The sequence below is a fragment of the Arthrobacter sp. TmtSoilC77 genome (assembly GCF_059739415.1).
In genome coordinates, this window is record NZ_AP046050.1 from 3273771 (window position 1) to 3296220 (window position 22450).

A 22450-nucleotide genomic window follows, 5' to 3' on the forward strand; every position below is an offset into this window, starting at 1 on the left:
TCTGGTTTCCATGACCCAGCATGATGTCCACACCACTGCCCGCCTTTACTTGTGCACTGATGCCCGCAAACGCCAGGGCGATTTCGAAGACTTCGTCGACGCCGCGTTTGAGGGCGGCGTCGACATCATCCAGCTTCGCGACAAGACGCTCGAGGCCGCCGAGGAGCTTGAGGTCCTGGAGGTCCTGCACAACGTTGCCCAGCGGCACGGAAGGCTGTGGGCCGTCAACGACCGCGCCGATGTTGCCAGTATTTCCGGGGCTCCGGTGTTCCATATCGGCCAAAAAGACATCCCGTTACGCGCTGCACGGCACCTCCTCCACGACCGCACGGTCATCGGTCTGTCCACCCATACACCGGACCAGGTTGACGCCGCGATAGCTGCCTCCCCCGGCAGGAGCGGACTGGATTATTTCTGTGTTGGCCCGGTGTGGGCAACGCCCACAAAGCCAGGCCGTGAAGCAGTTGGGCTGGACCTGGTCACATATGCCGCCGAAGCCGTAAAGCGCGCGGATGAGGAGACCGTAGGCGGCGTCCTCCTCCCCTGGTTCGCCATCGGCGGCATAGACCTCACTAATGTTGAACAGGTAGTTGCAGCCGGAGCCAGCCGGATCGTGGTGGTACGTGCGATCACTGAGGCGGAGGACCCGACGGCGGCGGCCAAGACTTTGCTGGAAGCGCTCGACGCCGGATAACCACCCCGGCGCCCTGGCTGCGGAGGATATTCGAAAGTGTCCTAAGCCGTGAGCCCCAGCCCGGACATGCGTCGCCCATGCCGCTCCGCCAGCTCAGCGGTGAGGGCCTTGACTGCATTGCGCGCATCCCCGCCGCCCTTGAGCAGCGGTCCCAGCTGGGGATGTTCCATGCCTACGCGTTGTGCTTGCGTCAGGGCTTCACCGACCAGGCGGCGGCCCCACAAAGCCAGGCGCGACGCCAGGCGGGGGTCATCAGACAGGGCCCTTCGCAGGAGGATGCGTAAAACTTCCGTGGCTTGGTCGGCGGAGGCCACCTTCTGGACAAAGAGTTGCGTCCCGCCGTCAAGGAATGACGCGACCATGCGGTAGAAGTCCGATGACACGGTGTCGATCACATAGGCCTTCATGACGGATTCAAACCAGTCCGCTGGCTTTGTTCGCTCGTGGAAGTGGTCAAACGAGCGCTGGAACGGAAGCATGGCTTCTTCGGCATCGAGTCCCATCTCCGAGAGCCGGCTGCTGATCAAGGCGAAGTTTCCGTAAGCGCCGACGGCGATCTTTGCCAGCACTGCCCTGTCATGGAGGTTGGGAGCGTACCGGGAGTCGAAAGACAGCCGGCCAAACGCGGAGAGCTCGCCGTACGCCATGGCCCCCAGCAGCTCCGAAGAGAGTCGCTGGATGCGAGCATTATCGTCCAAGGAAGTGCTCATGGTCCAAGACTATCCAGCGATTTCGGGCTAACCTGATTTTCGTGTCACATCATCGGATTTCGCCCAACGTCGACGACTCGTCGGACCAGCTCGCGGCGGCATTTGCAGCCCTCCGGACCGAACTGGAGCTCCCGGGCGAGTATCCGGCCGAAGCCGTGGCGGAAGCCCGCAAAGCGGTAGAAAACCATACGCTGCCGGACCGTGACCTCAGGGACATTCCATTTGTGACCATTGATCCCGCCACGTCCACCGACCTGGACCAAGCGGTGTTCATTGAACGTGCCGGCGACGGTTACAAAGTCCTCTACGCAATCGCGGACGTGCCATCCTTCGTTGCTCCCGGCGGGGCGCTCGATGCCGAAACCCGGCAACGGGGACAAACGTTTTACGCTCCTGACGGGAGGATCCCGCTGCACCCGGAGGTCATCAGCGAAAACGCCGGCAGCCTGCTGGCCGGTCAGGACTGCAGCGCCTTCGTGTGGGACTTCGAACTGGACCGCAATGCGGAGGTAACCGCCACGTCCGTGGCCCGTGGCACTGTCCGTAGCCGCACGAAGCTCAGTTACAAAGGTGCCCAGGAGCAGATCGATGCCGGCACAGCCCCGGAGGTCCTTGAGCTCCTCAAGGAGGTTGGCCTGAAGCGGGTGGAGCTGGAACGACTCCGCGGTGGCGCCAACCTGAACATGCCGGAGCAGGAAATCGTCCAGGCGACAGGTGGCGGAGGCTACAGGATTGTGGCCGCGCCGTCCTTGCCTGTGGAGGACTGGAATGCGCAGATATCCCTCATGACCGGGATGGCGGCCGCCCAACTGATGCTTGACGGAAAAGTGGGCATCCTGCGCACCATGCCGGCACCGGATGAGCGGTCACTGCTCCATTTCAAACGCCAGACGAAGGCCCTCGGGAAACCCTGGGACGGCGAGATCACCTACGGTGAGTACCTTCGGACACTTGACGCTTCGGATCCCAAACAACTTGCGATCCTGCACTCGGCAGGCACACTCTTCCGCGGCGCTGGATACACGCCTTTCGATGGCGAACTTCCCCCCAACATCATCCAGTCAGCCATCGGCGCACCCTATGCCCACACCACTGCCCCTTTGCGTCGCCTCATCGACCGCTTTGTCCTGGTGATCTGCGAGGCCCTCAGCAACGGCCACCAGATCCCCGCCTGGGCGCGGGAAGCACTTCCATCCCTGCCTGAGATCATGGCCTCATCCGACCAACTGGCCGGCCGGCTTGAGCGTCTGGCCATGGACACAGTGGAAGCTGCACTCGTGGCCAACCACATCGGCGAGGAGTTCGACGCGGTCGTCATCTCCGGTTCCAAGCCGTCCAACGGCACGACCAATGGCAATGGAAGGGCAAACGGAAACGGCAATGGGCCGTTCGGCATCATCCAGATAGCCGAACCCGCGGTGACAGCCCGATGTGACGGCGAAATGGAATCAGGCACCAAGGTCCGGGTGCAACTCCTGAAGGCCGATATCGCCAGCCGCGAGATCCGCTTTACGCTGCTCCCCTAAGTCCCCGCAGGACCCGAACTGCCGCCGATCCGGGCTTTAGCGCTCCCAGAGGATAGACTGACCCTGTAGTAATGGATGCCCGGTCGTTGATTCAGTTAATTTTTGAACTCAACAAGCCCGCCCCTACGCGATCTTGAGATGTGCCCGCTGGTCACCAGTGCCAGTACTTAGATAGCCCGCGATCGGCTTCCACTGGATTAGCTTGCGCGCCCGTTCGTGCTCCGGTACGGCTCCGCCACCCGTTGAGCATGCAGCGCCAATGCCCAAATGAATAAGGAAACTCCCTGTGAGTGAATTGCACACCCATGAAGTCCTGACGGACGCCACCGGCACCGAATCCATCGAGCCCGAGGAAACGATCATCTCTGATGAGACGCCCCACGAGATCGAAGAGAAATCGTTCGCTGACTACAACGTCCGCGCCGACATCGTCGAATCCCTCGCCGATGCCGGTATCACCCATCCCTTCCCCATCCAGGCCATGACGCTGCCCGTAGCCCTTAGCGGCCACGACATCATCGGCCAGGCCAAGACCGGTACAGGCAAGACCCTCGGTTTCGGTATTCCGGCACTGCAGCGCGTGGAAGGCCGCGATGACCCCGGCTACGCCAAGCTGGCCGTCCCCGGTGCCCCGCAGGCCCTGGTCATCGTTCCTACCCGTGAGCTTGCGGTCCAGGTAGCCAACGATCTCCAGACGGCATCCCGCAAGCGCAACGCACGCATCGCCACGATCTACGGTGGCCGTGCGTATGAGCCGCAGATTGACGCCCTTCAGAAGGGCGTCGAGGTAGTGGTTGGCACCCCGGGCCGTTTGATCGACCTCTACAAGCAGAAGCACCTCAGCCTGAAGAACGTCAAAATGGTGATTCTGGACGAGGCCGACGAAATGCTGGACCTCGGCTTCCTGCCGGACGTGGAAACACTGATCGCCGGCACGCCGGCCGTTCGCCAGACCTTGCTCTTCTCCGCCACAATGCCCGGCCCGGTCATCGCGATGGCCCGCCGATACATGACGCAGCCCACCCACATCCGCGCGGCCGACCCGAACGACGAAGGCCTCACCAAGCGCGACATCCGCCAGCTCATCTACCGTGCCCACAGCATGGACAAGACCGAGGTAGTGGCCCGCATCCTGCAGGCCCGCGGACGTGGACGCACCATTATCTTCACCAAAACCAAGCGCACCGCGGCCAAGGTCGCGGAGGAACTGGTGGACCGCGGATTTGCCGCTGCTGCAATCCACGGCGACCTCGGCCAGGGCGCGCGCGAGCAGGCTCTCCGCGCGTTCCGCAACAACAAGGTGGACGTACTGGTTGCCACGGACGTTGCCGCCCGGGGCATCGACGTTGATGACGTTACGCACGTCATCAACTACCAGTGCGTGGAAGACGAAAAGATCTACCTGCACCGCGTGGGCCGTACCGGCCGCGCCGGCAACAAGGGAACAGCCGTAACCTTTGTCGACTGGGACGACATGCCCCGCTGGGGCCTGATCAACAAAGCACTGGGGCTCAGCGTTCCGGAGCCGGTTGAAACCTACTCTTCTTCCCCCCACCTCTACAGTGACCTCGACATTCCCGAGGGCACCAAGGGCCGCCTCCCGCGCAACAAGCGCACCCTTGCCGGCGTCGATGCCGAGGTCCTTGAGGACCTGGGCGAAACAGGCAAGAAGAACTCCCGTTCCGGCGGTTCATCCCGTGAAGGCGGACGCGATGGCGGCCGCGGCAGGGACGGCGGCCGTGGCCGTGGAAACGCAGCCAAGTCCACCGAAGCCAACTCGGAATCCAAGGGCGAGGGCGGACGCAACCGTACGCGCCGCCGTCGTACATCCGAAGCCGATGCGGCCCCTGCTGCCGGTTCCTCCGAAACCCGTACCGCTACCGGCGAAAATGCCGAGAAGCCGGCCCGCACGCGCCGTACGCGCACGCGCCGCCGTAACGGCGAAGTGGTTTCCGGCGGGACCGCTGGCGCCCAGTCCGGTACCTCCGAGGCCTAAAGTCCTCAATGACTGAAACTGTTTGGGCGCCGGACGGCGGCAATCTGGTGGTGCACGCGGACAACGCGGAATTCCTCCCGACGCTGCCGGACGGCGCCTTCACACTCATTTACGTGGACCCGCCCTTCAACACGGGACGGGTCCAACGCCGCCAGGAAACGCGCATGGTCCGCAACGCGGACGGCGACGGCGACCGCGTCGGGTTCAAGGGCCGCTCCTACGACACCATCAAGGGTGCCCTTCACAGCTACGATGACGCCTTCAGCGACTACTGGTCCTTCCTGGAACCCAAGCTCGTAGAGGCCTGGCGGCTCCTTGCCGACGACGGCACGCTATACCTGCACCTGGACTACCGCGAGGTGCACTACGCCAAGGTGATGTTGGACGCCATCTTCGGCCGGGAGTGTTTCCTCAACGAAATCATCTGGGCCTACGACTACGGCGCCCGGGCCAAAAACCGCTGGCCCACCAAGCACGACAACATCCTGGTGTACGTAAAAAACCCTGCGAAGTATCACTTCGACAACGCCGAAGTGGACCGCGAACCCTACATGGCCCCCGGCCTGGTCACACCTGCCAAACGCGAGCGGGGAAAGCTCCCCACGGACGTCTGGTGGCACACCATTGTTTCGCCCACCGGCAGGGAAAAGACCGGTTACCCCACCCAGAAACCCGAAGGCCTGGTGCGCAGGATCGTCTCTGCTTCGAGCCGCGAGGGCGACTGGTGCCTGGACTTCTTTGCCGGATCAGGAACCCTGGGCGCTGTTGCCGCCAAGCTCGGGCGCAACTTTGTCTGCGTGGACCAGAACGAGCAAGCCATTGAGGTCATGCGGAAGCGGCTGGGCGCCAAGGCGTCGTTCCACTGCAACTAGAGGCGTCTTCTGGTCAGCCGCACCCGTGCATCAATTGGATTCCGTGCTCGCCCTGCCTATTGTCCAGGGCTGCCCCATAGGAATCACACAATGCGTTGACCAGCAGTGCGAAGCCTTGGCCGTTCTGATAATTCCCTTCACCGCCGGGCACATCAGGCACCGTGCCTGGAGGAAGGAACACCCAGGCGCCCCAGGCTTCCACATAGCCCCAGTTTCCGCTGAAGTGGACGTTGCTGCTGATATCCGGCACAAATACCCACTCGGTGCCTGTGTAGGCCGGGCGGCTCACGTTATTGCAGTCCAGGGCATTTGCTGTGGCAGGGATGAACATTAAGGCTGCTGCAAGGGCTGTTGCAGCCAAGGATTTCTTGAACATGATTGCTCCATCGACGGGGTGAGTCATTGGTTGCGATGAGACCTTCAGTGGTGCGGCCCAGCCCGCCTCCCCCACGAGCGCCAGACTACTCTTCCCCCGCAGCACGTCAACCTATTTTCCGAACCCGTGGTACCGGGCAGCGGTGGTCCTCGTTTATGGCCGCACAACCGTGCTGCCGGTTGCCAGTTCCTCGATCCTTGCCAGGACGTCCGGGGATGTCAGGTTCTCTCCCAGCAGATTCGGTTTGCCGGCTCCGTGGTAGTCGGATGATCCGGTGATGAGCAGCCCATGCTCGGACGCCATGGTGCGAAGGAAGGCACGTCCTTCTTCAGGGTTGTCGCGGTGATCGATTTCCAGGCCCAGCAGTCCGGCGTCTATCATCTCCCGGTACGTCCGCTCCCCCACGATCCGTCCCCTCGCCGAAGCGACCGGGTGCGCGAAGACCGGCACGCCGCCGGCGGCACGGACAAGTTCGACGGCGGTAGCGGGGTCGGGTGCGTAGTGCTGCACAAAGTATCGCGAATGCGAGGTGAGTATGGACGTGAAGGCCTCGGAGCGGTCCGCGACCACGCCGGCAGCGACCAAGGCATCCGCGATATGCGGGCGCCCTACTGTGGCACCAGGAGCCACATGGTGGATGACGTCGTCCCACGTCAAGGGGTAATCCTCGGACAGCAGGGTGACCATGCGCTCAGCACGCGTGAGCCGGGCGTCCTTTGACTTGGTGATCTCTTCAAGAAGCCCGGGGTGGGAAGGATCATGCAGGTAGCTCAACAGGTGGACGCTGATTCCCTGCTCCGTCCGGCACGAGATCTCCATTCCCGGAACAAAAGTGACTCCATGTTCCTTGGCCGCGGCAGCAGCAAGCTCCCAGCCATCAGTGGAATCGTGGTCCGTCAACGCAATGACGTCCAGGCCTGCAGCTGCGGCCGAAATGATCACCCCGGCCGGAGTCTCGGTTCCGTCGGAAACATTCGAGTGCGTATGCAGGTCTATCCTCACTTTCCCAGCCTATGGGATGCGGACCGGCTTGGGGGTGTTGCGCCGTTGGCCTCCTCACGAAACTGGTGGGACGATGTAACGGTGAATGATGCCGAAAACACCCCGTACGCGGAATCCACAGATTCCCAGCCCCTGCAAGAACGCGTCAACAACCGTTCGCAGCGGCCCACATCCGATGCCTTCAAGGCATTCATGGCCAGCAACTGGGCGCCCGCACCGCAGGTAAACCCCGCTCGTGACGCCGTGGCAGACCACGCCGCCCGCCGCCGTCGCGCAATTTCCGAACTGTTCAAGGGTGAACGGCTCGTTATCCCGGCCGGTCCGCTCAAGGTCCGCTCAAACGACTGCGACTACCGCTTCCGCCCCCACTCCGGATTCGCCCACCTCACCGGGTTGGGCCTGGACCACGAGCCGGATGCCGTTTTGATCCTGGAACCGGCCGGTGAAGGAAAGGGCGACGACGGCGGCCACCACACTGCCACCCTGTACTTCCGTCCCCTGGCGGGCCGCGATACCGAACAGTTCTACGCCGACTCCCGGGCCGGTGAATTCTGGATTGGCGCACGGCCCACACTGGCAGAATTCAAAGCCCGCCTGGGTCTGCCCACGGCGCACATTTCCGAACTTGAGCTGGCCATCACGAAGAACGTGGGCGCGCAGGAAATCGGCGGCATCTCCATCCGTCTGGTCCGCAAGGTAGATGAGAACATCGATGCTTTGGTGGACACCGCCCGTTACAACACGGCCAAGGATCCTGAGAACCTTGATCTGGGCGAACTCGATGCTTTGGACGAAAAGCTCAGTGAAGCACTCTCCGAACTCCGCCTGATCAAGGACGAGTGGGAGATCGAGCAGATGAAGATCGCCGTTGCCGCCACCGTGGAAGGCTTCGCCGACGTCGTGCGCGCTCTCCCGCGTGCTTTGACGCACAAGCGCGGCGAACGCGTGGTTGAAGGCGCTTTCTTCGCCCGTGCCCGCGAGGAAGGCAACGAACTCGGCTACGACACCATTGCGGCTTCAGGCAACAACGCCACGGTGCTGCACTGGACCCGCAACTCGGGCCCCGTCAACGCTGGTGAACTCCTGCTGCTTGACGCAGGAGTCGAGGCTGATTCGCTGTACACAGCGGATGTCACCCGGACCCTGCCGGCAAACGGCGCTTTCACCGAGGTGCAGCGCAAGGTCTACGAAGCTGTCCTGGACGCCGCCGATGCGGGGTTTGCCGCCGCACAGCCCGGCGTGAAATTCCGGGACATCCACACTGCAGCCACCACGGTGCTTGCTGAGCGCCTTGCTGAATGGGGTCTGCTGCCTGTCTCTGTCGAGGAAGCCATCAGCCCCGAAGGCCAGCAGCACCGCCGCTGGATGCCACACGGAACCAGCCATCACCTCGGCCTGGACGTCCACGACTGTGCCCAGGCCAAGCGTGAGCTTTACCTGGATGGAATCCTCACTGAGGGCATGGTCTTCACGATCGAGCCCGGCCTGTACTTCAAGAACGAAGACCTCGCCATTCCCGCCGAATACCGTGGCATCGGTGTCCGCATCGAGGACGACATCCTCATGACCGCGGATGGCCCCGTGAACCTGAGCGCGGCATTGCCACGCAAAGCCGACGACGTCGAGTCCTGGATGGCCGGCATCTACCAGGAAGCTGCGGGCTAGCCTCCAGCAAGGGGACCCGGTCCGGCAGACAACAGCACAGCCGACATCAGAACAAAGGGAAGGCCACCGGATGTATGCATCCGGTGGCCTTCCCTTTGTACTTCTTATACAGCTATTGCTTGTGGGAATCGCCGTTCCCGGGCCGCTGTTCCTCTTGCCGGTGTTCCTCGGGCCGGTGTTCCTCGGGCCGGGGGGCATTCTGGCCCTCCGTGACCCGGACACCGTACTGGGGGCGGCCATCGGGCAGGTCCGGATAGCGCACGGGTGACGGCGTCGGGTTCTGTACTGGCTGTGCAGCAGGAGCCTGCGCGCCGGAAGCAGCGGATTCGGTGGGCTCCGGTCCGCGCTGGCCATAGGGATCGTTCCAGGTGGCAGGACGGTCAGGTGCCTGGCCGGGCTGCTGGAAGGGCGCGTTTGGCTGACCGTAATTTTGTGCTTGCCCGGTGGCAGCCTGTGCGGAATTCATGGGCAGTTGGTGGAGCAACCTGCGGGCTTCGTGGGCTGCCTCGATGGCAACAATGACATCGTAATTGGTGGCGACCACCTGGCTTGTGGACGTGAAGTCGCGCTTGCCGCGCTGGGTGGCGTACGTGGCGATGCCGAACAGCATGAAGAAAGCTGCACCCATAAGCACGGATGTGATGATGGAGAAGGTGCCGCCAGCGGGCGTGAAGAAGGAGAGCATGACGCCGACGAAGAGGCCGAACCACATGCCGCTCAAAGCACCGGACAAGGCAACGCGTGGGTAGCTCAGCCGCCCGGTGACCCGCTCCACCATCTTGAGGTCGTTGCCCACGATCGACACCAGGTGCACGGGGAACTGCTGGTCTGCGAGGTAGTCCACCGCCTTTTGGGCATCCAAATATGAGGTGTACGAGCCAACAGTGTCGCCTTGGGGTACGCTGCGGGACTCCTCAACGGCTTTAGGAGCACCAAAAATGTTTGACATAGCCCCATTGTGTCGCATGTAGATGTGAAGCGGCTGGAATTCAGCTAAAAGAGAGCAGACTCGGTAGCCTGTAAACATGAGCACACATCCCTCACGCGTCTTTGTCGCGCGTCTGCTCGGCTTGGACGTTTTCGACCCCCTGGGCGATCGTTTAGGCCGGTTGCGCGACGTCGTCGTGCTCTCCCGGGGGACCCGCGGCGCCCCGCATGTCGTAGGCATCGTGGTGGAAGTGCCCGGCAAGAAGCGCGTCTTCGTACCGATGACCCGGATCACCTCCATCGACCAGACCCAGATCATCTGCACTGGCTTGGTGAACCTGCGTCGTTTCGAACAACGGGGCGCGGAAACGCTCGTGGTCGCGGAAATGTTTGATCGCCGCGTCACCCTTGCCGATGGCAGCGATGCAACGATCGAGGACATCGCGATGGACCAGCACCGGTCCAAGGACTGGTTCGTCAGCAAACTCTTCGTCCGTCGCGGGCATTCCTTGTCCCCCCTGAGCAGGCTCCGCCGCAACGAGACCCTGATCATTGACTGGGCGGACGCGCAGACCGGCGGGCATAACGAACCCCAGGCCGCAACACAGTTCGTTGCCACGCACGAGGACCTCAAACCTGCCGACTTCGCCGAGGCCCTGCAGGAGATGAGCGACAAGCGCCGCTTTGAAGTGGCAAGCGAACTTCAGGACGAACGGTTGGCAGACGTCCTCCAGGAGCTTCCCGAGGACGACCAGGTGGAGATCCTGTCCGCCCTGGACGTGGAACGGGCCGCCGATGTCCTGGAAGAAATGGATCCCGACGACGCCGCCGACCTCCTCGCCGAACTCCCCTCCGCCCAAGCGGAAGAACTGTTGCAGCTCATGGAGCCTCAGGAAGCCGAAGATGTCCGGCGTCTCCTGGAGTACGACGAAGACACTGCAGGTGGCCTCATGACACCTGTGCCCGTCATCCTTCCTCCCGAAGCCACGGTCGCCGAAGCACTTGCCCACGTCCGCCGCGAGGAACTCTCCCCCGCCTTGGCGTCCTCCATCTTCATCACACGGCCTCCGCTGGAAACGCCCACCGGGCGCTTCCTGGGCGTTGTACATATACAACAACTCCTGCGCTTCCCTCCGCCGGAGCCGCTGGGAAACCTTGTTGACAAGAACCTGGAGCCGTTGTCGGACCAGGCGCACATCAGCGAAGTAGCCCGGACCCTGGCCACGTACAACCTGAACTCCCTGCCCGTCGTCGACGACGACGGCCGCCTTGTGGGGGCGGTGACTGTTGATGACGTGTTGGATCACCTGTTGCCCGATGACTGGCGCGCTCACGAGGACGACGCCCCTATAAGGAAACTCGGAGGCCGCATTGGCTGATAACAACGCCCCCCGATCCCCCAGGTCCACTGGACGTACGAACAGTCCCGGCAGCCTGGACACGCCGCTGAGCGGGCGTCAACGCATACTGCCCAAGTTCTCCCCCAACCCTGACGCATTCGGCAATGCCACGGAGGGCTTTGCGCGCTTCATGGGTACGCCGCAGTTCCTCGTGTACATGACGGTCTTCTGTCTCTTCTGGCTGGCATGGAATACGTTTGCGCCCACGGAGTGGCAGTTCGACCGCGTGGAACTCGGCTTCACGCTCTTGACGCTCATGCTGTCGCTGCAGGCTTCGTACGCGGCACCGCTCCTGCTGCTGGCCCAGAACCGTCAGGACGACCGGGACCGGGTGTCGCTGCAGCAGGACCGCCAGCGGGCCGAGCGGAACCTGTCAGACACTGAATACTTGACCCGTGAACTGGCTTCCCTGCGAATCGCACTCCGTGAAGTAGCCACCCGCGACTACGTCCGCGCCGAACTCCGCAGCCTGCTGGAAGACATCATCGATGCCCAGGAGGAACTGCGGGAGAGCGAAGCGGCAGCAGAGGGAAACGAGTCTTCGGCCGACAAGGTCAAAGAGAAGCTCAAGGAGAAACGGGACAAGTCGCGTGGACCACGCACGCAACAGATCCCCAAAGTACGCCCGCAACGTCCGGGGCCCCAGCACTCCAGCGCGAAGCCGGCCCCTACCGAAAATCCTGAAAGCCGAGCGTAACCCATGACCACCCCATCGGCCGAGGCACTTCACGCTGCCCTGGCAACCGTCATCGACCCCGAGTTGCGGCGTCCAATCACCGAACTTGGCATGGTGGAGTCGGTGTCAGCCACCGACGACGGCAACGTCCATGTAGCAGTACTGCTCACGATCGCCGGTTGCCCGCTCCGCGACACCATTACGGCGGATGCGACCACTGCGTTGTCAGGCATCGCAGGCGTCACCGGTGTTGACGTGGAGCTGAAGGTCATGACCCGCGCCCAGCGCGAGGCCCTGAAGGAACAACTGCGCGGTCCGGGTGGCCAGCGGGGCATCCCTTTCGCCAAGCCTGGCTCCTTGACGAAGGTCTACGCAGTGGCCAGCGGAAAAGGCGGCGTAGGTAAGTCTTCCGTCACCGTCAACCTCGCCTGCGCCCTGGCCGCCCAGGGCCTGCGGGTGGGTATCGTGGACGCCGACGTGCACGGCTTCTCCGTCCCGGGGCTCATGGGCATCACGCAGAAACCGACGCAGGTGGATGACATGATCCTGCCCCCTGTGGCCTACGGGGTGAAAGTCATATCAATTGGCATGTTCGTTGCGGGAAACCAGCCCGTGGCGTGGCGTGGTCCCATGCTGCACCGCGCTTTGGAGCAGTTCCTCACGGACGTCTACTTTGGTGACCTCGACGCCCTGTTCCTGGACCTGCCTCCCGGAACAGGCGATATCGCGATATCCGTGGCCCAGCTCCTCCCGAACGCCGAAATCCTCGTGGTAACCACCCCGCAGGCTGCCGCTGCGGACGTCGCCGAACGAGCCGGAACCATCGCAACCCAAACCGGCCAGAAGGTTGCCGGCGTCATCGAGAACATGTCCTTCCTGGAAATGCCCGACGGCGGTCGCATGGAATTGTTCGGAAGCGGCGGCGGTGCCGTCCTCGCTGAGCGTCTGAGTGCTGCTGTGGGCAGCGACGTGCCCCTGCTCGGCCAGATTCCCTTGGACATCCGCTTGCGTGAGGGCGGTGACGCCGGAAAGCCTGTAGTCCTTGCCGCGGGCGAAACTGCTGCTGCGAAGGCGTTGGAAGGCATTGCAGGGATGTTGGCAACGCGTCCGCGCGGATTGTCCGGCATGCCGCTGGGAATCCAGCCGCGCTGAAGCCACCGCGTTTCGAAAGAGACCCGGAAAGTTTACGTAGCTTCGGTATCGAAAGGCGCGGCCTCGCCTTCGGCGAGCCGCTCAATGATGCGGGCCGGAGCCTTGGGCTTCGTGTCCACTGCTGCGGCTGCAACTGTCGCCGCAGCAGCCGGCGCGCCTGCGTTGACGGGCTTGGAATCATCGTCAAGCAACGCATCCTTGATGATGCGTCGCGGATCGTATTGGCGGGGATCGTACTTCTTCCAGTCGACCTCATCGATGTCGATGCCGACTTCTTCCTTGATCTGCTCGCGTGCCCCGGAGGCCATCCGGCGGACTTCCTTCACCAGGTTTGCGAGCTTTTGAGTGTATTCGGGCAAGCGGCTGGGACCGATGACGAGTACGCCGATAATCAGAAGGAGTATGAACTCCGGGCCGTTGATTCCAAGCACGCTACGAAGATTACCTTGTCTGTGGTGCCGGTCATAAACCAGCGGGACGGAGCAGTGTCCGGAGGCCGCGGATCATCCGTTCGGACCACGTCTCGGAGGCTTGCGGAGCTTTGTTGCTGAGCATGGAGTCCCCTGCACGAACCAACTCGGGAACGGCGTCGTCGGCTACATCAGCCGGGAGGTCCGACGAGTAGCTGAGGACTGCTGCGGAGGTCCGGTATACAGCCTCCCACGGCGTCCCCTGCGTGAGTGAGAGTTGCGCCGATGCCGGGCGTCCAGTAACGGCGATGTCCGAACCCTGCAGGTGCTCTTCCACGACAGTGGCGTAATGGCCGTTGCTTTCAAGCCGGAGTTCCACTGCCGGGTGACCGTAATGCATGGTGGCCTTGGCGGCTACGACGTGGAAGCCCATACCGCCAAGTTCAGGACATGCCCATCCCTGGTCCCGCAGGGCATCCAACTGTTCGGAACTCAAATTCACGGGCCCGGTGGGGCGGAAGTCCGGCGTCGCGACGGATTCCGACGTCATCATCAGTTCCGCGGGGCCGCCGGTAAATGCACTGGAAAGGGATGAAGCGCCGTTGCCTGCACCGATGGCTGCTTGCGGCGCGGTATCTCCTGCCACCGCATATGCGGCAAGGCCCAGCGCACCTGCACTTGCCGTGAGAGTGCCCGCGGCCACGCCGGCGATTCGAAGGGCCCGCCATGCACCACGCCTGGTCCGTGGATTTGCGACCGGCGCGGCCTGCTCATCCGCGAGTCGTTGTGTGTGCTGGAGCAAACGCGCGGTCAGGTCCTGGCTGGCTTCGGGCACCGCTGCTCCGCGAAGCCGTTCAAGATACTGCCGCTCCCTGTTCAGGGCAGCACGGCACTCCGGGCAATGCCGAAGGTGCTCCGGGTTCCGGGTGTGGCGCAGGGCAGCCAGTTTGTAACGTGCAGCCAGTTTGCGACGTGACAGGGCACCCGGACGGATGTGGCGTCGAGACATCGACTACCTAAAGAATGCTGGCGATGCGAGGCATCTTCAGGCGGGGCTTGCGGGCTTCAGCCGGACGTGGGTCACGGTGGGCGAGCTTCTCCCGCAGCATGGTGCGGCCACGATGGATACGGGACCTGACGGTGCCCAGCTTCACGCCCAGCGCCTCCGCCACTTCGTCATAGGACAATCCTTCAAGATCGCACAGAACAACGGCAGCCCTGAAATCCGGTGGCAGTTCTTCCAACGCACGCTGGACATCAAGGTCCAGGTTGTTGTGCTCGAAGCTCTGCTCGGGGCCTGGCTCACGGCCCGGCAGGCGTGACTCGGCGTCCTCGGCGAGGGCGTCAAAGCGGATCCGGCTCTTACGACGTGCCTGGTCCAGGAAAAGGTTGGTGGTGATCCGGTGCAGCCACCCGTCCAGGGTGCCCGGCTTGAAGTTTTCCAGCGAACGGAAAACCCTGACAAACACCTCCTGGGTGAGGTCCTCGGCGTCGAACTTATTTCCGGTCAGGCGGTAGGCAAGGCGGTACACCTTGGCGGAGTGGTTGGCGACCACGTCCTCCCAGCTGGGCGCAACCCAGTCCGTAACGGCCTCAAGGCTCTCCGATGTCTGGACTGGCGCAGCATGCGATGCCGGCATCGCCCACTCCCCTCAAACTGTGGTTCACCGGACTCCTCCGGTGCCGCCCACCACGTGGATGACCGGATCAATATCATCCCAAGTTTGTCTGGGAATTTCCTGACTAAGGCACATTTTCCACGCAAGGCGAAATCCTGCCGCAGACACAATCCCGGGACGGGTGCGAACAGGGGGTTTGGATCACCGGACACAGTAGGCTGGTACAGACACCCCTACGCGCGGAAAGCGAACCCTTCATGAGTGCCGACAAGTCAACCAGCTGGTCCTATGCAGAAGATCTGCCTGCTGAAGATGACGTGTTGTTGCGCGCCCGGGAGAGGTCCTTCGAGCTGGGAGTCAAGCCCATCAGCCCCGGCGTTGGCGCGGTGTTGACAGTCCTTGCCGCGGCTTCAAAGGCACAGACAGTAGTTGAGGTTGGCTCGGGCGCGGGGGTCTCAGGTGTTTGTCTGTTGCGGGGCCTGGGTCCACAAGCCGTCCTGACCACCATCGACGTCGATGTCGAACACCTCAAGGCCGCCCGCGAAGCCTTCCTGGAGTCGGGCAGCCCCGCCAACCGTACCCGGACCATCTCAGGAAGGGCCGCCGACGTCCTCCCACGCCTCACGGACTCCGCCTATGACCTTGTTTTCATCGACGCCGACAAGCCGAACTTTCCCCGCTACGTTGAACAGGCTGTCCGGTTGCTCAAGACCGGTGGCACCCTGGTGATCAACGACGCCTTGGATAAGGACCGCGTCTCAAATCCGGCAGCCCGCGACGCCACCACTGTGGTTCTTCGGCAAGTTGGCAAATCCATTCGCGACGACGACCGCCTGGCCTCTGCGATGCTTCCCACCGGCGACGGACTTCTGGTTGCTGTCAAAAAATAGGCAATTGCCATTTAGCGGACATTCTTAAAGAACGGCCCCCAAGAAACACGCTGCTGCTTAAACAAAAGCAGGGCTCCGGCTCCCGCCGGGCCCTGGTCTTTTGAATCCAGCCTGCCTATGAATCTATTCGGTAACGCCTACGAGGCATTCCTTGAGGTTCTCCGCCTCCGCGGCATTGAGCTCGACTACAAGCCGTCCTCCGCCTTCGAGCGGCACACGCATGATCAGGCTGCGTCCCTCTTTGGTTACTTCCATAGGGCCGTCGCCAGTACGTGGTTTCATAGCCGCCATTAGGAAAATCCCCTCCATTTGTCCCAAGTCACGCCCAACCCGGCCGGGCTGGATCCGCTTCGCAATTGCAGCCGGCGGCACCGCTTGGGAGGCCGCCTTGGCCGGGCACTTTTAGGTGCTTTTGTCCTTGCTCGTATTCCATTATCCCGTACTTACTGCTCCGTAGCGAATCAATGGACTAATTACCCCCACACGGAACAAACACACTTCCCGACGGCGGCCGGTCCGGTTATGGCGGATAGTCCCCGCCTCCGGGCAATGGCGCCCAGGCCCAAAGCCAAACCACCCAGACGATCTGGAGGAGGACAAACATGACGACGACGGTTCCCCTGTATGCCTTGGACCTGGACAGCAGCGCCGCACCGAGGGCAAGCGGGAAAAGAGGAAGCAACATCCGGAAAGTACTGGTCTGGGGATGCAGGAATACCAGCAAATAACCCATGTAGCAGGCGCACCAAAGTCGCATTTCCGTTCCCAGTGCGCGAACAGGCTTTGAAATCATCAGCAGCACGAACAAGCCGACGAAAACGAAGGGCGCCAACACGCCAAGAACCGGACCGAACAGCATCCGTCCGGTATCGAACCACGGCTTGAAGGGCACCAGATCGTGTCCTCGCCAGGCAGTTTCCGTCCGCGTGTAGGCGCTGGGATCCCCCGTGACTGCCCAGGCTATGGCTGGCCAGGCCAGGGCTCCGAGTCCGGTTGCCAGCACCAGGGCGCCCAGGGACAGGAGTTCCGGCGCGGACGAAGCCATTGCCCGGGGCTGGTCATCATTTTCTGATGGCCTGAAGTGCTGCCAGAGCCGCCAGACCAGGAGGAGGCCCAGCATGGCAGCGAAGGGGACTCCCGTGGGCCTGGACAAACACATCAACAGCACTACAGGTATGGCTGTCACGTAGCGTCGCCGGACCACCAGAAGCAATGAGCCGGACAGCAGCAGGAGGTTCAGGGATTCTGCGTAGGGCACCTGGAGAATTGGGGAGACCGGGAATGCGGACACGAAGATGACGCCCCACATCGCAGTGCGCCGGCTGGCTGCTTCCCTGAATAGTTTGAAGATCACCAAGGCAGCACCGAGGCCCGCAACCATGGCTATGGCAGTGAGGGCCTGCAGAGTCCCGAGTCCCGTAATGGCGGAGAGTCCCCGTCCAAGAAACGGGAACAGGGCATAAAAGGCCCAGGCGTTCTCCTTGACTACCCCGTTTGCATCCACCGGGAGCACGGAGGGGTAGCCGTTGTCCGCTGCCTGGGAATACCAGCGCGCATCCCAGATAGTGATGAAGTTCCAGTAGTCGGGGGCGGGCGGGAACCAAGGATTCACTCCCTGATGAACGGCAGCCGCCATAAAGATGCAGGCACTGACCACCCGGGCCACGACAAAAACCAACGAAACCTGCAGCCACCACGGCCACTGTGCCATCCGGGCTCCCGCGGCGGAGATACCGCGCGACAGGCGGGCAGTAGGTCCCTCCCCGCCAAAACGGATACGTGGAGTTGTACTCACGGCGTGGTCCGCTGGGCGCCGCCATTCTCAAGCTTTGATTGGACCAACGCGCTGAGTCTCTCGATCTCACGGTCCTTGGCCACCAGTTGGTCCCGTAACTCATCAAGGACCTGGTCCACCTGGTCCATGCGGTAACCACGCAGCCCCAGCGCAAAGCGCACGGCGTCGATGTCTGTGGCTGCGGCCTTCTCCGGGAGCAGCACCGGAGGCAAGTTGGGCACCGGGTCATCCAGGCCCGCTCCGACGGAGCCGCCACGGATGATGGCGGCCCCAAAATACAATGCGGCACCAATGAGGACAATCGCGACAAACACCAGGAAAAAGCTCACAGCCACCATCGTGCCAGAAACAGCCGCCTACTCCGGGCGCTGGTTTCCATTGGTGGTGGCCGGAAGCGGAGCACCGTGCAAGACGCGGTGGACGGCATCGGCAGGGTCATCCACCAGTTGGATCAGGTCCAGGTCCTTTTCAGACACCATCCCTTCAGCAACCAAAGTGTCCCGGATCCACTCAATCATTGGACCCCAGAAGCGGACACCCAGCAGCACGATCGGGAACGATGTCACCTTTCGTGTCTGTACCAGGACCATTGCCTCGAACAGCTCGTCCAAGGTTCCAAGTCCGCCGGGCAAGACGACGAAGCCCTGGGCGTATTTCACGAACATGGTCTTGCGGGCGAAGAAGTACCGGAAGTTGATGCCCAGGTCCACCCACTGGTTCAAGCCCTGCTCGAACGGCAACTCAATGCCCAGCCCGACGGATACGCCGTTGCCCTCAACAGCACCCTTGTTGGCGGCTTCCATGGAGCCCGGACCGCCGCCGGTGATCACTGCGACCCCGGCTTCGGCGAGCTTGCGTCCTACATCCACTGCCATCTCGTAGTACTCGGTTCCCGGTTTGGTGCGGGCAGAACCGAAAACACTGACCGCCGGGCCAATATCGGCCAATGCGCCAAAGCCCTCAACGAATTCGCTCTGAATCCTCAGGACGCGCCAGGGATCGGTGTGGATGAATTGCCCGGCACCGCTCGTGTCCAGCAAATGCTGATCGGACATTCCCGTGTCTGCCTGTTTGCGTCGCAGTTCCAAAGGACCCTTGTGCTTGGCCGGTGGAATCTCCGAAGGCAGGGGCACATGGACGCCCGCGACGTGGCCATTCGCGTCGGGGCCGGGAATCGGGTGCTGGCTAATGCTCATTGCCCAAGGCTAGCGCGGATGAATGCAAGCGAAGACGCTACGACGCGGTTCTTGCATTGCAGTCTGGTATATCGCTGGAGGGCAGGTTTCTGTTCAGTCACGATCTGGAGGAACTTGCCGTGACCGTGGTCATAATTGTGTCTTTGTTCGCTAGATTCGTCCTATGACTACTCAAGTGTCCGGCGATGCGCTCGTCTCCCTGAACAGCGTCAACAAACACTACGGTCAATTGCACGTTCTCAAAGACATCAACCTCCAGGTTAGGAAGGGTGAAGTCGTCGTGGTCATCGGGCCGTCCGGCTCCGGAAAGTCCACGTTGTGCCGTGCCATCAACCGTTTGGAAACGATCGACGACGGCGACATCGCGATCGACGGGAAGAAGCTCCCGGAAGAAGGCAAAGAACTCGCCCACCTGCGTGCAGACGTGGGAATGGTCTTCCAGTCCTTCAACCTGTTCGCCCACAAGACGATCCTTGAGAACGTCACGCTGGGACCGATCAAGGTGAAGGGCGTCGCCAAGGGCACGGCGGAAAGGGAGGCCATGGCCCTCCTGGAACGTGTCGGCGTCGGCCACCAGGCTCCCAAGCTCCCCGCGCAGCTCTCCGGTGGCCAGCAACAGCGTGTGGCCATTGCCCGCGCACTTGCCATGAAGCCCAAGGTGATGTTGTTCGACGAGCCAACCTCGGCTCTGGACCCCGAAATGATCAATGAGGTCCTGGACGTCATGATCCAGTTGGCAAAGGAAGGCATGACCATGATCGTGGTTACCCACGAGATGGGCTTTGCCCGCAAGGCAGCCGACCGCGTCGTGTTCATGGCCGATGGCCAGATCGTGGAAGATTCAACACCCGAGGAATTCTTCACCAATCCGCAGAGCAACCGCGCCAAGGACTTCCTGTCCAAGCTTCTGACCCACTAGCTCCCTGCCGACCCGCATCCAGGCCCGCACGGACCGCACCCAGGCCGTACGACGGCCAACCAATGAAAGGAATGTCATGAAGAAGGCTTTTATTACCCGGAGGAAATCTCTCCTGGTGGCCGCTTCGGCTGCACTGGCCCTCTCGCTGAGCGCCTGTGGTGGAGGCAGTGGCACCACCACTCCGCCCGTTGCCTCGGCGAGCTTCGAGGCCGGTACCACGATGGCGAAGTTGAACCAGGCCAAGAAGATCACCATTGGTACCAAGTTTGACCAGCCGCTGTTCGGCCAGAAGGGCCTTGACGGCAAGCCTGTCGGCTTCGACGTCGAAATCGGTAAGGCCATCGCCGCCAAGCTCGGCATTGAACCTGACAAGATCGAATGGGTTGAAACTGTTTCCGCCAACCGTGAACCGTTCATCGAGCAGGGCCGCGTTGACATCGTCATTGCCACCTACACGATCAACGATGCTCGCAAGCAGAAGGTCGCCTTCGCGGGTCCGTACTACGAAGCCGGCCAGGCTTTGTTGGTGAACAAGGACGACAACTCCATCACCAAGCCCGAAGACGTCAAGGGCAAGAAGGTCTGCTCCGTTACGGGTTCCACGCCAGCCAAGACCATCGTTGAAAAGTACGGCGCCGAACTGGTTCCGGCCGCAAACTACACCGCTTGCCTGGAGCCGTTGCGCAACAAGCAGGTTGTCGCCGTCACCACGGACAACGTGATCCTCGCCGGTTACGTTGACAAGGAACCGGACGCCTTCAAGCTCGCATCGGACGAAACCTTCACGAAAGAGCCTTACGGCATCGGCCTGAAGAAGGACGACACGGTCTTCCGCAACTGGATCAATGACCAGTTGGAGGAATTCGCCAAGGACGGCACCTACAAGAAGGCCTGGGAAGCAACAGCAGGAAAGGTCATCAAGACCGCTCCTGAGCTGCCCAAGATCGACCGTTACTAGTCGGAAGCCGGTGGCTGCCGTCGTCCCCCTGGCGGGGAGGGCGGCAGCCACCGACCTTTAGGATTCAATCCCTTTCCGCCGCAGCCGAAGGAAGCCAATGGACGCCATCTTCGAAAGCCTCCCCCAATATTGGGACGGATTTCTCCGAACCCTGTTTCTAGCCGTCGTGTCCGGCGTGATCGCACTGGTTGCAGGCACCCTCCTCGCCGCGATGCGTGTCTCGCCCGTGGCAGCCTTACGGGGCTTCAGCACGTTCTACGTGGAAGTCGCCAGAAACACCCCACTCACAATTATTTTCTTTTTCTCAGCAATCGTGCTTCCGCGGCTTGGCGTTAAGTTCGAACAGTTTGAAGTCGCCGCCATCATCGCTTTGAGCAGCTACACGGCAGCGTTTGTTGCTGAAGCTGTACGATCCGGCGTCAACAGCGTCCCGGTGGGACAAGCCGAAGCAGCCCGCAGCATCGGCATGACGTTCACGCAGGTTTTGGGCCTGGTGGTCCTGCCACAGGCCGTTCGCACCGTAGTACCCCCGCTGATCAATATCATGATTGCCCTGGTAAAGAACTCATCCGTCGCGGGTGCATTCTTCGTCCTGGAGCTCTTCGGCTACGGCCTGCAGTTGTCAAACAGCCATGGTGACGCAGTCATGTGGATCTTGATCGGTGTGGCGTTCTTCTACCTGCTGATCACAGTGCCCCTGGGCTTGTTGGCCCACTTCGTCGAGAAAAAGGTGGCGATTGCCCGATGACTTCGGTTCTCTATGACGTACCAGGCCCCAAGGCCCGCCGCGTTTCCCTCATTGGTTCGGTTGTCGGTTCCATCATCATCGCCGGTGGCGTGGTGGGAGCCATCGTCATCCTGTCTTCGCAGGGCATCTTCAACGCCTCCCGTTGGGAAGTCTTTGTTAACGAATCTGCCAAGGATGTTTGGACGCAGCTCGGCTACGGCGTCCTTGCCACCCTGCAGGCAGCCGGCGTTGCAGCCGTCATTGCCTTCCCCCTCGGAGTCGCACTGTGTTTGCTCCGTATTTCGCTGATCTCGTGGATCCGGGTGCCCACGCAAGTGGTCCTTGAGTTCCTCCGCGGCATGCCAGTGGTGCTCATGATCCTCTTCGTGCTGCTGGTGTTCGCCACCAGCCCCTTCGTAGCAGTTGTCAGCGGCCTGGTCCTCTACAACGCGGCGATCTTCGCCGAAATTCTGAGGGCAGGCATACAGTCACTTCCGAAGGGACAACGCGAAGCAGGTTTGGCCATTGGCCTGCGCAGCTTCCAGTCCAGGATGAGCATCGAGTTCCCCCAGGCAATCCGCCGCATGCTCCCCTCACTCATTGCACAGTTGGTCGTCCTCCTCAAGGACACCTCGCTTGGCTACATCGTGGCCTACGAGGAACTGCTGCGTAAGGTGAAGCTGATCTCGGACCTGGAACCCAGCCTGTTGTTCTCCGCCTTCTTCGTTGGCGCCGCGATCTACATCCTGATCAACCTGTCAGTTTCCCGACTTGCGATCTGGATCGAAAGGCGCGGTTCCAAGAAGGCCGCAGGAGGTATGGCTTCGGCCATCAAGACCGTTGACCTTGAGGTAAACGTCCCGGGATCTGAAGCGAAGTAGAACCGGAAACATTCCTTTAGTCATGAAAAGAAGGTCCGCAGCCGTTCATTCGGCTGCGG

Annotated in this window: 24 protein-coding genes; 13 read left to right on the forward strand and 11 right to left on the reverse strand. The window is 61.9% G+C overall.

Going from position 1 to position 22450, the window contains the following annotated elements:
- Positions 1–10: 10 nt before the first annotated feature.
- The gene (gene thiE, locus AC6I99_RS15035; protein WP_224088180.1) at positions 11–694 is read left to right on the forward strand and encodes a thiamine phosphate synthase; all 684 of its coding nucleotides are present in this window, start codon (positions 11–13) and stop codon (positions 692–694) included.
- Positions 695–735: 41 nt separating this feature from the next.
- Here thiE and AC6I99_RS15040 read toward each other — a convergent pair whose 3' ends face one another.
- The gene (locus AC6I99_RS15040; protein WP_224164847.1) at positions 736–1404 is read right to left on the reverse strand and encodes a ferritin-like fold-containing protein; all 669 of its coding nucleotides are present in this window, start codon (positions 1402–1404) and stop codon (positions 736–738) included.
- A 41-nt stretch (positions 1405–1445) separates the two neighbouring features.
- Here AC6I99_RS15040 and AC6I99_RS15045 point away from each other — a divergent pair, with 41 nt between their 5' ends.
- The 3 genes from AC6I99_RS15045 (at position 1446) to AC6I99_RS15055 (ending at position 5798) form a co-directional block, all read left to right on the forward strand.
- Positions 1446–2930: an RNB domain-containing ribonuclease gene (locus AC6I99_RS15045; protein WP_497961213.1), complete on the forward strand. Its 1485-nt coding sequence runs from the start codon at positions 1446–1448 to the stop codon at positions 2928–2930.
- Positions 2931–3216: 286 nt separating this feature from the next.
- On the forward strand, positions 3217–4926 hold the full coding sequence (locus tag AC6I99_RS15050) for a DEAD/DEAH box helicase (protein ID WP_224088184.1): 1710 nt from the start codon (positions 3217–3219) through the stop codon (positions 4924–4926).
- A gap of 8 nt (positions 4927–4934) precedes the next feature.
- Positions 4935–5798, forward strand: a complete 864-nt coding sequence (locus tag AC6I99_RS15055; protein WP_224088186.1) for a DNA-methyltransferase — start codon at positions 4935–4937, stop codon at positions 5796–5798.
- A 13-nt stretch (positions 5799–5811) separates the two neighbouring features.
- On the opposite strand, the gene AC6I99_RS15060 is transcribed toward AC6I99_RS15055, so the two are convergent.
- Together AC6I99_RS15060 and AC6I99_RS15065 are read right to left on the reverse strand one after the other, a co-directional pair.
- Positions 5812–6174 (reverse strand): hypothetical protein, encoded by a 363-nt coding sequence (locus AC6I99_RS15060; RefSeq protein ID WP_224088188.1) that lies wholly within the window; start codon positions 6172–6174, stop codon positions 5812–5814.
- A 153-nt stretch (positions 6175–6327) separates the two neighbouring features.
- Positions 6328–7176 (reverse strand): PHP domain-containing protein, encoded by an 849-nt coding sequence (locus tag AC6I99_RS15065; RefSeq protein WP_224088190.1) that lies wholly within the window; start codon positions 7174–7176, stop codon positions 6328–6330.
- Between the two features lie 81 nt (positions 7177–7257).
- On the opposite strand from AC6I99_RS15065, the gene AC6I99_RS15070 reads away from it, so the two are divergent.
- Entirely contained in the window at positions 7258–8841 is a 1584-nt protein-coding gene (locus AC6I99_RS15070; RefSeq protein ID WP_497944762.1) for an aminopeptidase P family protein, read from the forward strand.
- A 112-nt stretch (positions 8842–8953) separates the two neighbouring features.
- On the opposite strand, the gene AC6I99_RS15075 is transcribed toward AC6I99_RS15070, so the two are convergent.
- Positions 8954–9790, reverse strand: coding sequence for a YflT domain-containing protein (locus AC6I99_RS15075; RefSeq protein WP_497944761.1), 837 nt, complete (start codon positions 9788–9790; stop codon positions 8954–8956).
- A gap of 76 nt (positions 9791–9866) precedes the next feature.
- Between AC6I99_RS15075 and AC6I99_RS15080 the strand changes: the two genes are divergently transcribed.
- Genes AC6I99_RS15080 through AC6I99_RS15090 form a run of 3 tightly spaced genes read left to right on the forward strand, consistent with a single transcriptional unit; the run spans position 9867 to position 12996 of the window.
- On the forward strand, positions 9867–11147 hold the full coding sequence (locus tag AC6I99_RS15080; protein ID WP_224164857.1) for a magnesium transporter MgtE N-terminal domain-containing protein: 1281 nt from the start codon (positions 9867–9869) through the stop codon (positions 11145–11147).
- A complete protein-coding gene (locus AC6I99_RS15085) occupies positions 11140–11865 on the forward strand; it encodes a DUF1003 domain-containing protein (protein ID WP_224088193.1) in 726 nt (241 codons plus the stop codon). The genes AC6I99_RS15080 and AC6I99_RS15085 overlap by 8 nt, the downstream gene beginning before the upstream one ends.
- Positions 11866–11868: 3 nt before the next feature.
- The gene (locus AC6I99_RS15090; RefSeq protein WP_497944760.1) at positions 11869–12996 is read left to right on the forward strand and encodes an Mrp/NBP35 family ATP-binding protein; all 1128 of its coding nucleotides are present in this window, start codon (positions 11869–11871) and stop codon (positions 12994–12996) included.
- Between the two features lie 32 nt (positions 12997–13028).
- Here the strand turns inward: AC6I99_RS15090 and AC6I99_RS15095 are convergent, their stop codons facing one another.
- From AC6I99_RS15095 to sigE, 3 genes are read right to left on the reverse strand one after another with little or no spacing between them, the layout of a single operon-like run.
- Complete coding sequence (locus tag AC6I99_RS15095) at positions 13029–13427, reverse strand: twin-arginine translocase TatA/TatE family subunit (protein WP_224088194.1); 399 nt, start codon at positions 13425–13427, stop codon at positions 13029–13031.
- 31 nt (positions 13428–13458) lie between these two features.
- The gene (locus tag AC6I99_RS15100; RefSeq protein ID WP_497944759.1) at positions 13459–14415 is read right to left on the reverse strand and encodes a hypothetical protein; all 957 of its coding nucleotides are present in this window, start codon (positions 14413–14415) and stop codon (positions 13459–13461) included.
- Positions 14416–14422: 7 nt separating this feature from the next.
- Positions 14423–15046: an RNA polymerase sigma factor SigE gene (sigE, locus tag AC6I99_RS15105; RefSeq protein ID WP_309928685.1), complete on the reverse strand. Its 624-nt coding sequence runs from the start codon at positions 15044–15046 to the stop codon at positions 14423–14425.
- A 236-nt stretch (positions 15047–15282) separates the two neighbouring features.
- Here sigE and AC6I99_RS15110 point away from each other — a divergent pair, with 236 nt between their 5' ends.
- Positions 15283–15915: an O-methyltransferase gene (locus tag AC6I99_RS15110; protein WP_224088197.1), complete on the forward strand. Its 633-nt coding sequence runs from the start codon at positions 15283–15285 to the stop codon at positions 15913–15915.
- A 123-nt stretch (positions 15916–16038) separates the two neighbouring features.
- On the opposite strand, the gene AC6I99_RS15115 is transcribed toward AC6I99_RS15110, so the two are convergent.
- From AC6I99_RS15115 to AC6I99_RS15130, 4 genes are all read right to left on the reverse strand, one after another.
- Entirely contained in the window at positions 16039–16206 is a 168-nt protein-coding gene (locus tag AC6I99_RS15115) for a DUF3117 domain-containing protein (RefSeq protein ID WP_064721643.1), read from the reverse strand.
- 229 nt (positions 16207–16435) lie between these two features.
- Entirely contained in the window at positions 16436–17626 is a 1191-nt protein-coding gene (locus AC6I99_RS15120; protein WP_497947008.1) for a putative hexosyltransferase, read from the reverse strand.
- Between the two features lie 80 nt (positions 17627–17706).
- A complete protein-coding gene (locus AC6I99_RS15125) occupies positions 17707–18048 on the reverse strand; it encodes a DivIVA domain-containing protein (protein ID WP_224088198.1) in 342 nt (113 codons plus the stop codon).
- 18 nt (positions 18049–18066) lie between these two features.
- Positions 18067–18906 carry an LOG family protein gene (locus AC6I99_RS15130; RefSeq protein ID WP_309928682.1) on the reverse strand — a complete coding sequence of 280 codons (840 nt, stop codon included), beginning with the start codon at positions 18904–18906 and terminating at the stop codon, positions 18067–18069.
- 163 nt (positions 18907–19069) lie between these two features.
- On the opposite strand from AC6I99_RS15130, the gene AC6I99_RS15135 reads away from it, so the two are divergent.
- The 4 genes from AC6I99_RS15135 (at position 19070) to AC6I99_RS15150 (ending at position 22391) form a co-directional block, all read left to right on the forward strand.
- Positions 19070–19825 carry an amino acid ABC transporter ATP-binding protein gene (locus tag AC6I99_RS15135; protein WP_216924118.1) on the forward strand — a complete coding sequence of 252 codons (756 nt, stop codon included), beginning with the start codon at positions 19070–19072 and terminating at the stop codon, positions 19823–19825.
- A gap of 76 nt (positions 19826–19901) precedes the next feature.
- Positions 19902–20783, forward strand: coding sequence for a glutamate ABC transporter substrate-binding protein (locus AC6I99_RS15140; protein WP_497944757.1), 882 nt, complete (start codon positions 19902–19904; stop codon positions 20781–20783).
- 97 nt (positions 20784–20880) lie between these two features.
- Positions 20881–21531: an amino acid ABC transporter permease gene (locus AC6I99_RS15145; RefSeq protein WP_497944756.1), complete on the forward strand. Its 651-nt coding sequence runs from the start codon at positions 20881–20883 to the stop codon at positions 21529–21531.
- The gene (locus AC6I99_RS15150) at positions 21528–22391 is read left to right on the forward strand and encodes an amino acid ABC transporter permease (RefSeq protein ID WP_497944755.1); all 864 of its coding nucleotides are present in this window, start codon (positions 21528–21530) and stop codon (positions 22389–22391) included. Before AC6I99_RS15145 ends, AC6I99_RS15150 begins: the two co-directional genes overlap by 4 nt.
- Positions 22392–22450 lie beyond the last annotated feature (59 nt).

Excerpts from the sequence above, each read along its gene's own strand:
- thiE (WP_224088180.1), top strand. The coding sequence starts at position 11 with ATGACCCAGCATGATGTCCACACCACTGCCCGCCTTTACTTGTGCACT.
- AC6I99_RS15040 (WP_224164847.1), bottom strand. The coding sequence starts at position 1,404 with ATGAGCACTTCCTTGGACGATAATGCTCGCATCCAGCGACTCTCTTCG.
- AC6I99_RS15055 (WP_224088186.1), top strand. The coding sequence starts at position 4,935 with ATGACTGAAACTGTTTGGGCGCCGGACGGCGGCAATCTGGTGGTGCAC.
- AC6I99_RS15060 (WP_224088188.1), bottom strand. The coding sequence starts at position 6,174 with ATGTTCAAGAAATCCTTGGCTGCAACAGCCCTTGCAGCAGCCTTAATG.
- AC6I99_RS15075 (WP_497944761.1), bottom strand. The coding sequence starts at position 9,790 with ATGTCAAACATTTTTGGTGCTCCTAAAGCCGTTGAGGAGTCCCGCAGC.
- AC6I99_RS15080 (WP_224164857.1), top strand. The coding sequence starts at position 9,867 with ATGAGCACACATCCCTCACGCGTCTTTGTCGCGCGTCTGCTCGGCTTG.
- AC6I99_RS15090 (WP_497944760.1), top strand. The coding sequence starts at position 11,869 with ATGACCACCCCATCGGCCGAGGCACTTCACGCTGCCCTGGCAACCGTC.
- AC6I99_RS15100 (WP_497944759.1), bottom strand. The coding sequence starts at position 14,415 with ATGTCTCGACGCCACATCCGTCCGGGTGCCCTGTCACGTCGCAAACTG.
- sigE (WP_309928685.1), bottom strand. The coding sequence starts at position 15,046 with ATGCCGGCATCGCATGCTGCGCCAGTCCAGACATCGGAGAGCCTTGAG.
- AC6I99_RS15110 (WP_224088197.1), top strand. The coding sequence starts at position 15,283 with ATGAGTGCCGACAAGTCAACCAGCTGGTCCTATGCAGAAGATCTGCCT.
- AC6I99_RS15115 (WP_064721643.1), bottom strand. The coding sequence starts at position 16,206 with ATGGCGGCTATGAAACCACGTACTGGCGACGGCCCTATGGAAGTAACC.
- AC6I99_RS15120 (WP_497947008.1), bottom strand. The coding sequence starts at position 17,626 with ATGGCACAGTGGCCGTGGTGGCTGCAGGTTTCGTTGGTTTTTGTCGTG.
- AC6I99_RS15125 (WP_224088198.1), bottom strand. The coding sequence starts at position 18,048 with ATGGTGGCTGTGAGCTTTTTCCTGGTGTTTGTCGCGATTGTCCTCATT.
- AC6I99_RS15130 (WP_309928682.1), bottom strand. The coding sequence starts at position 18,906 with ATGAGCATTAGCCAGCACCCGATTCCCGGCCCCGACGCGAATGGCCAC.
- AC6I99_RS15135 (WP_216924118.1), top strand. The coding sequence starts at position 19,070 with ATGACTACTCAAGTGTCCGGCGATGCGCTCGTCTCCCTGAACAGCGTC.
- AC6I99_RS15140 (WP_497944757.1), top strand. The coding sequence starts at position 19,902 with ATGAAGAAGGCTTTTATTACCCGGAGGAAATCTCTCCTGGTGGCCGCT.
- AC6I99_RS15145 (WP_497944756.1), top strand. The coding sequence starts at position 20,881 with ATGGACGCCATCTTCGAAAGCCTCCCCCAATATTGGGACGGATTTCTC.
- AC6I99_RS15150 (WP_497944755.1), top strand. The coding sequence starts at position 21,528 with ATGACTTCGGTTCTCTATGACGTACCAGGCCCCAAGGCCCGCCGCGTT.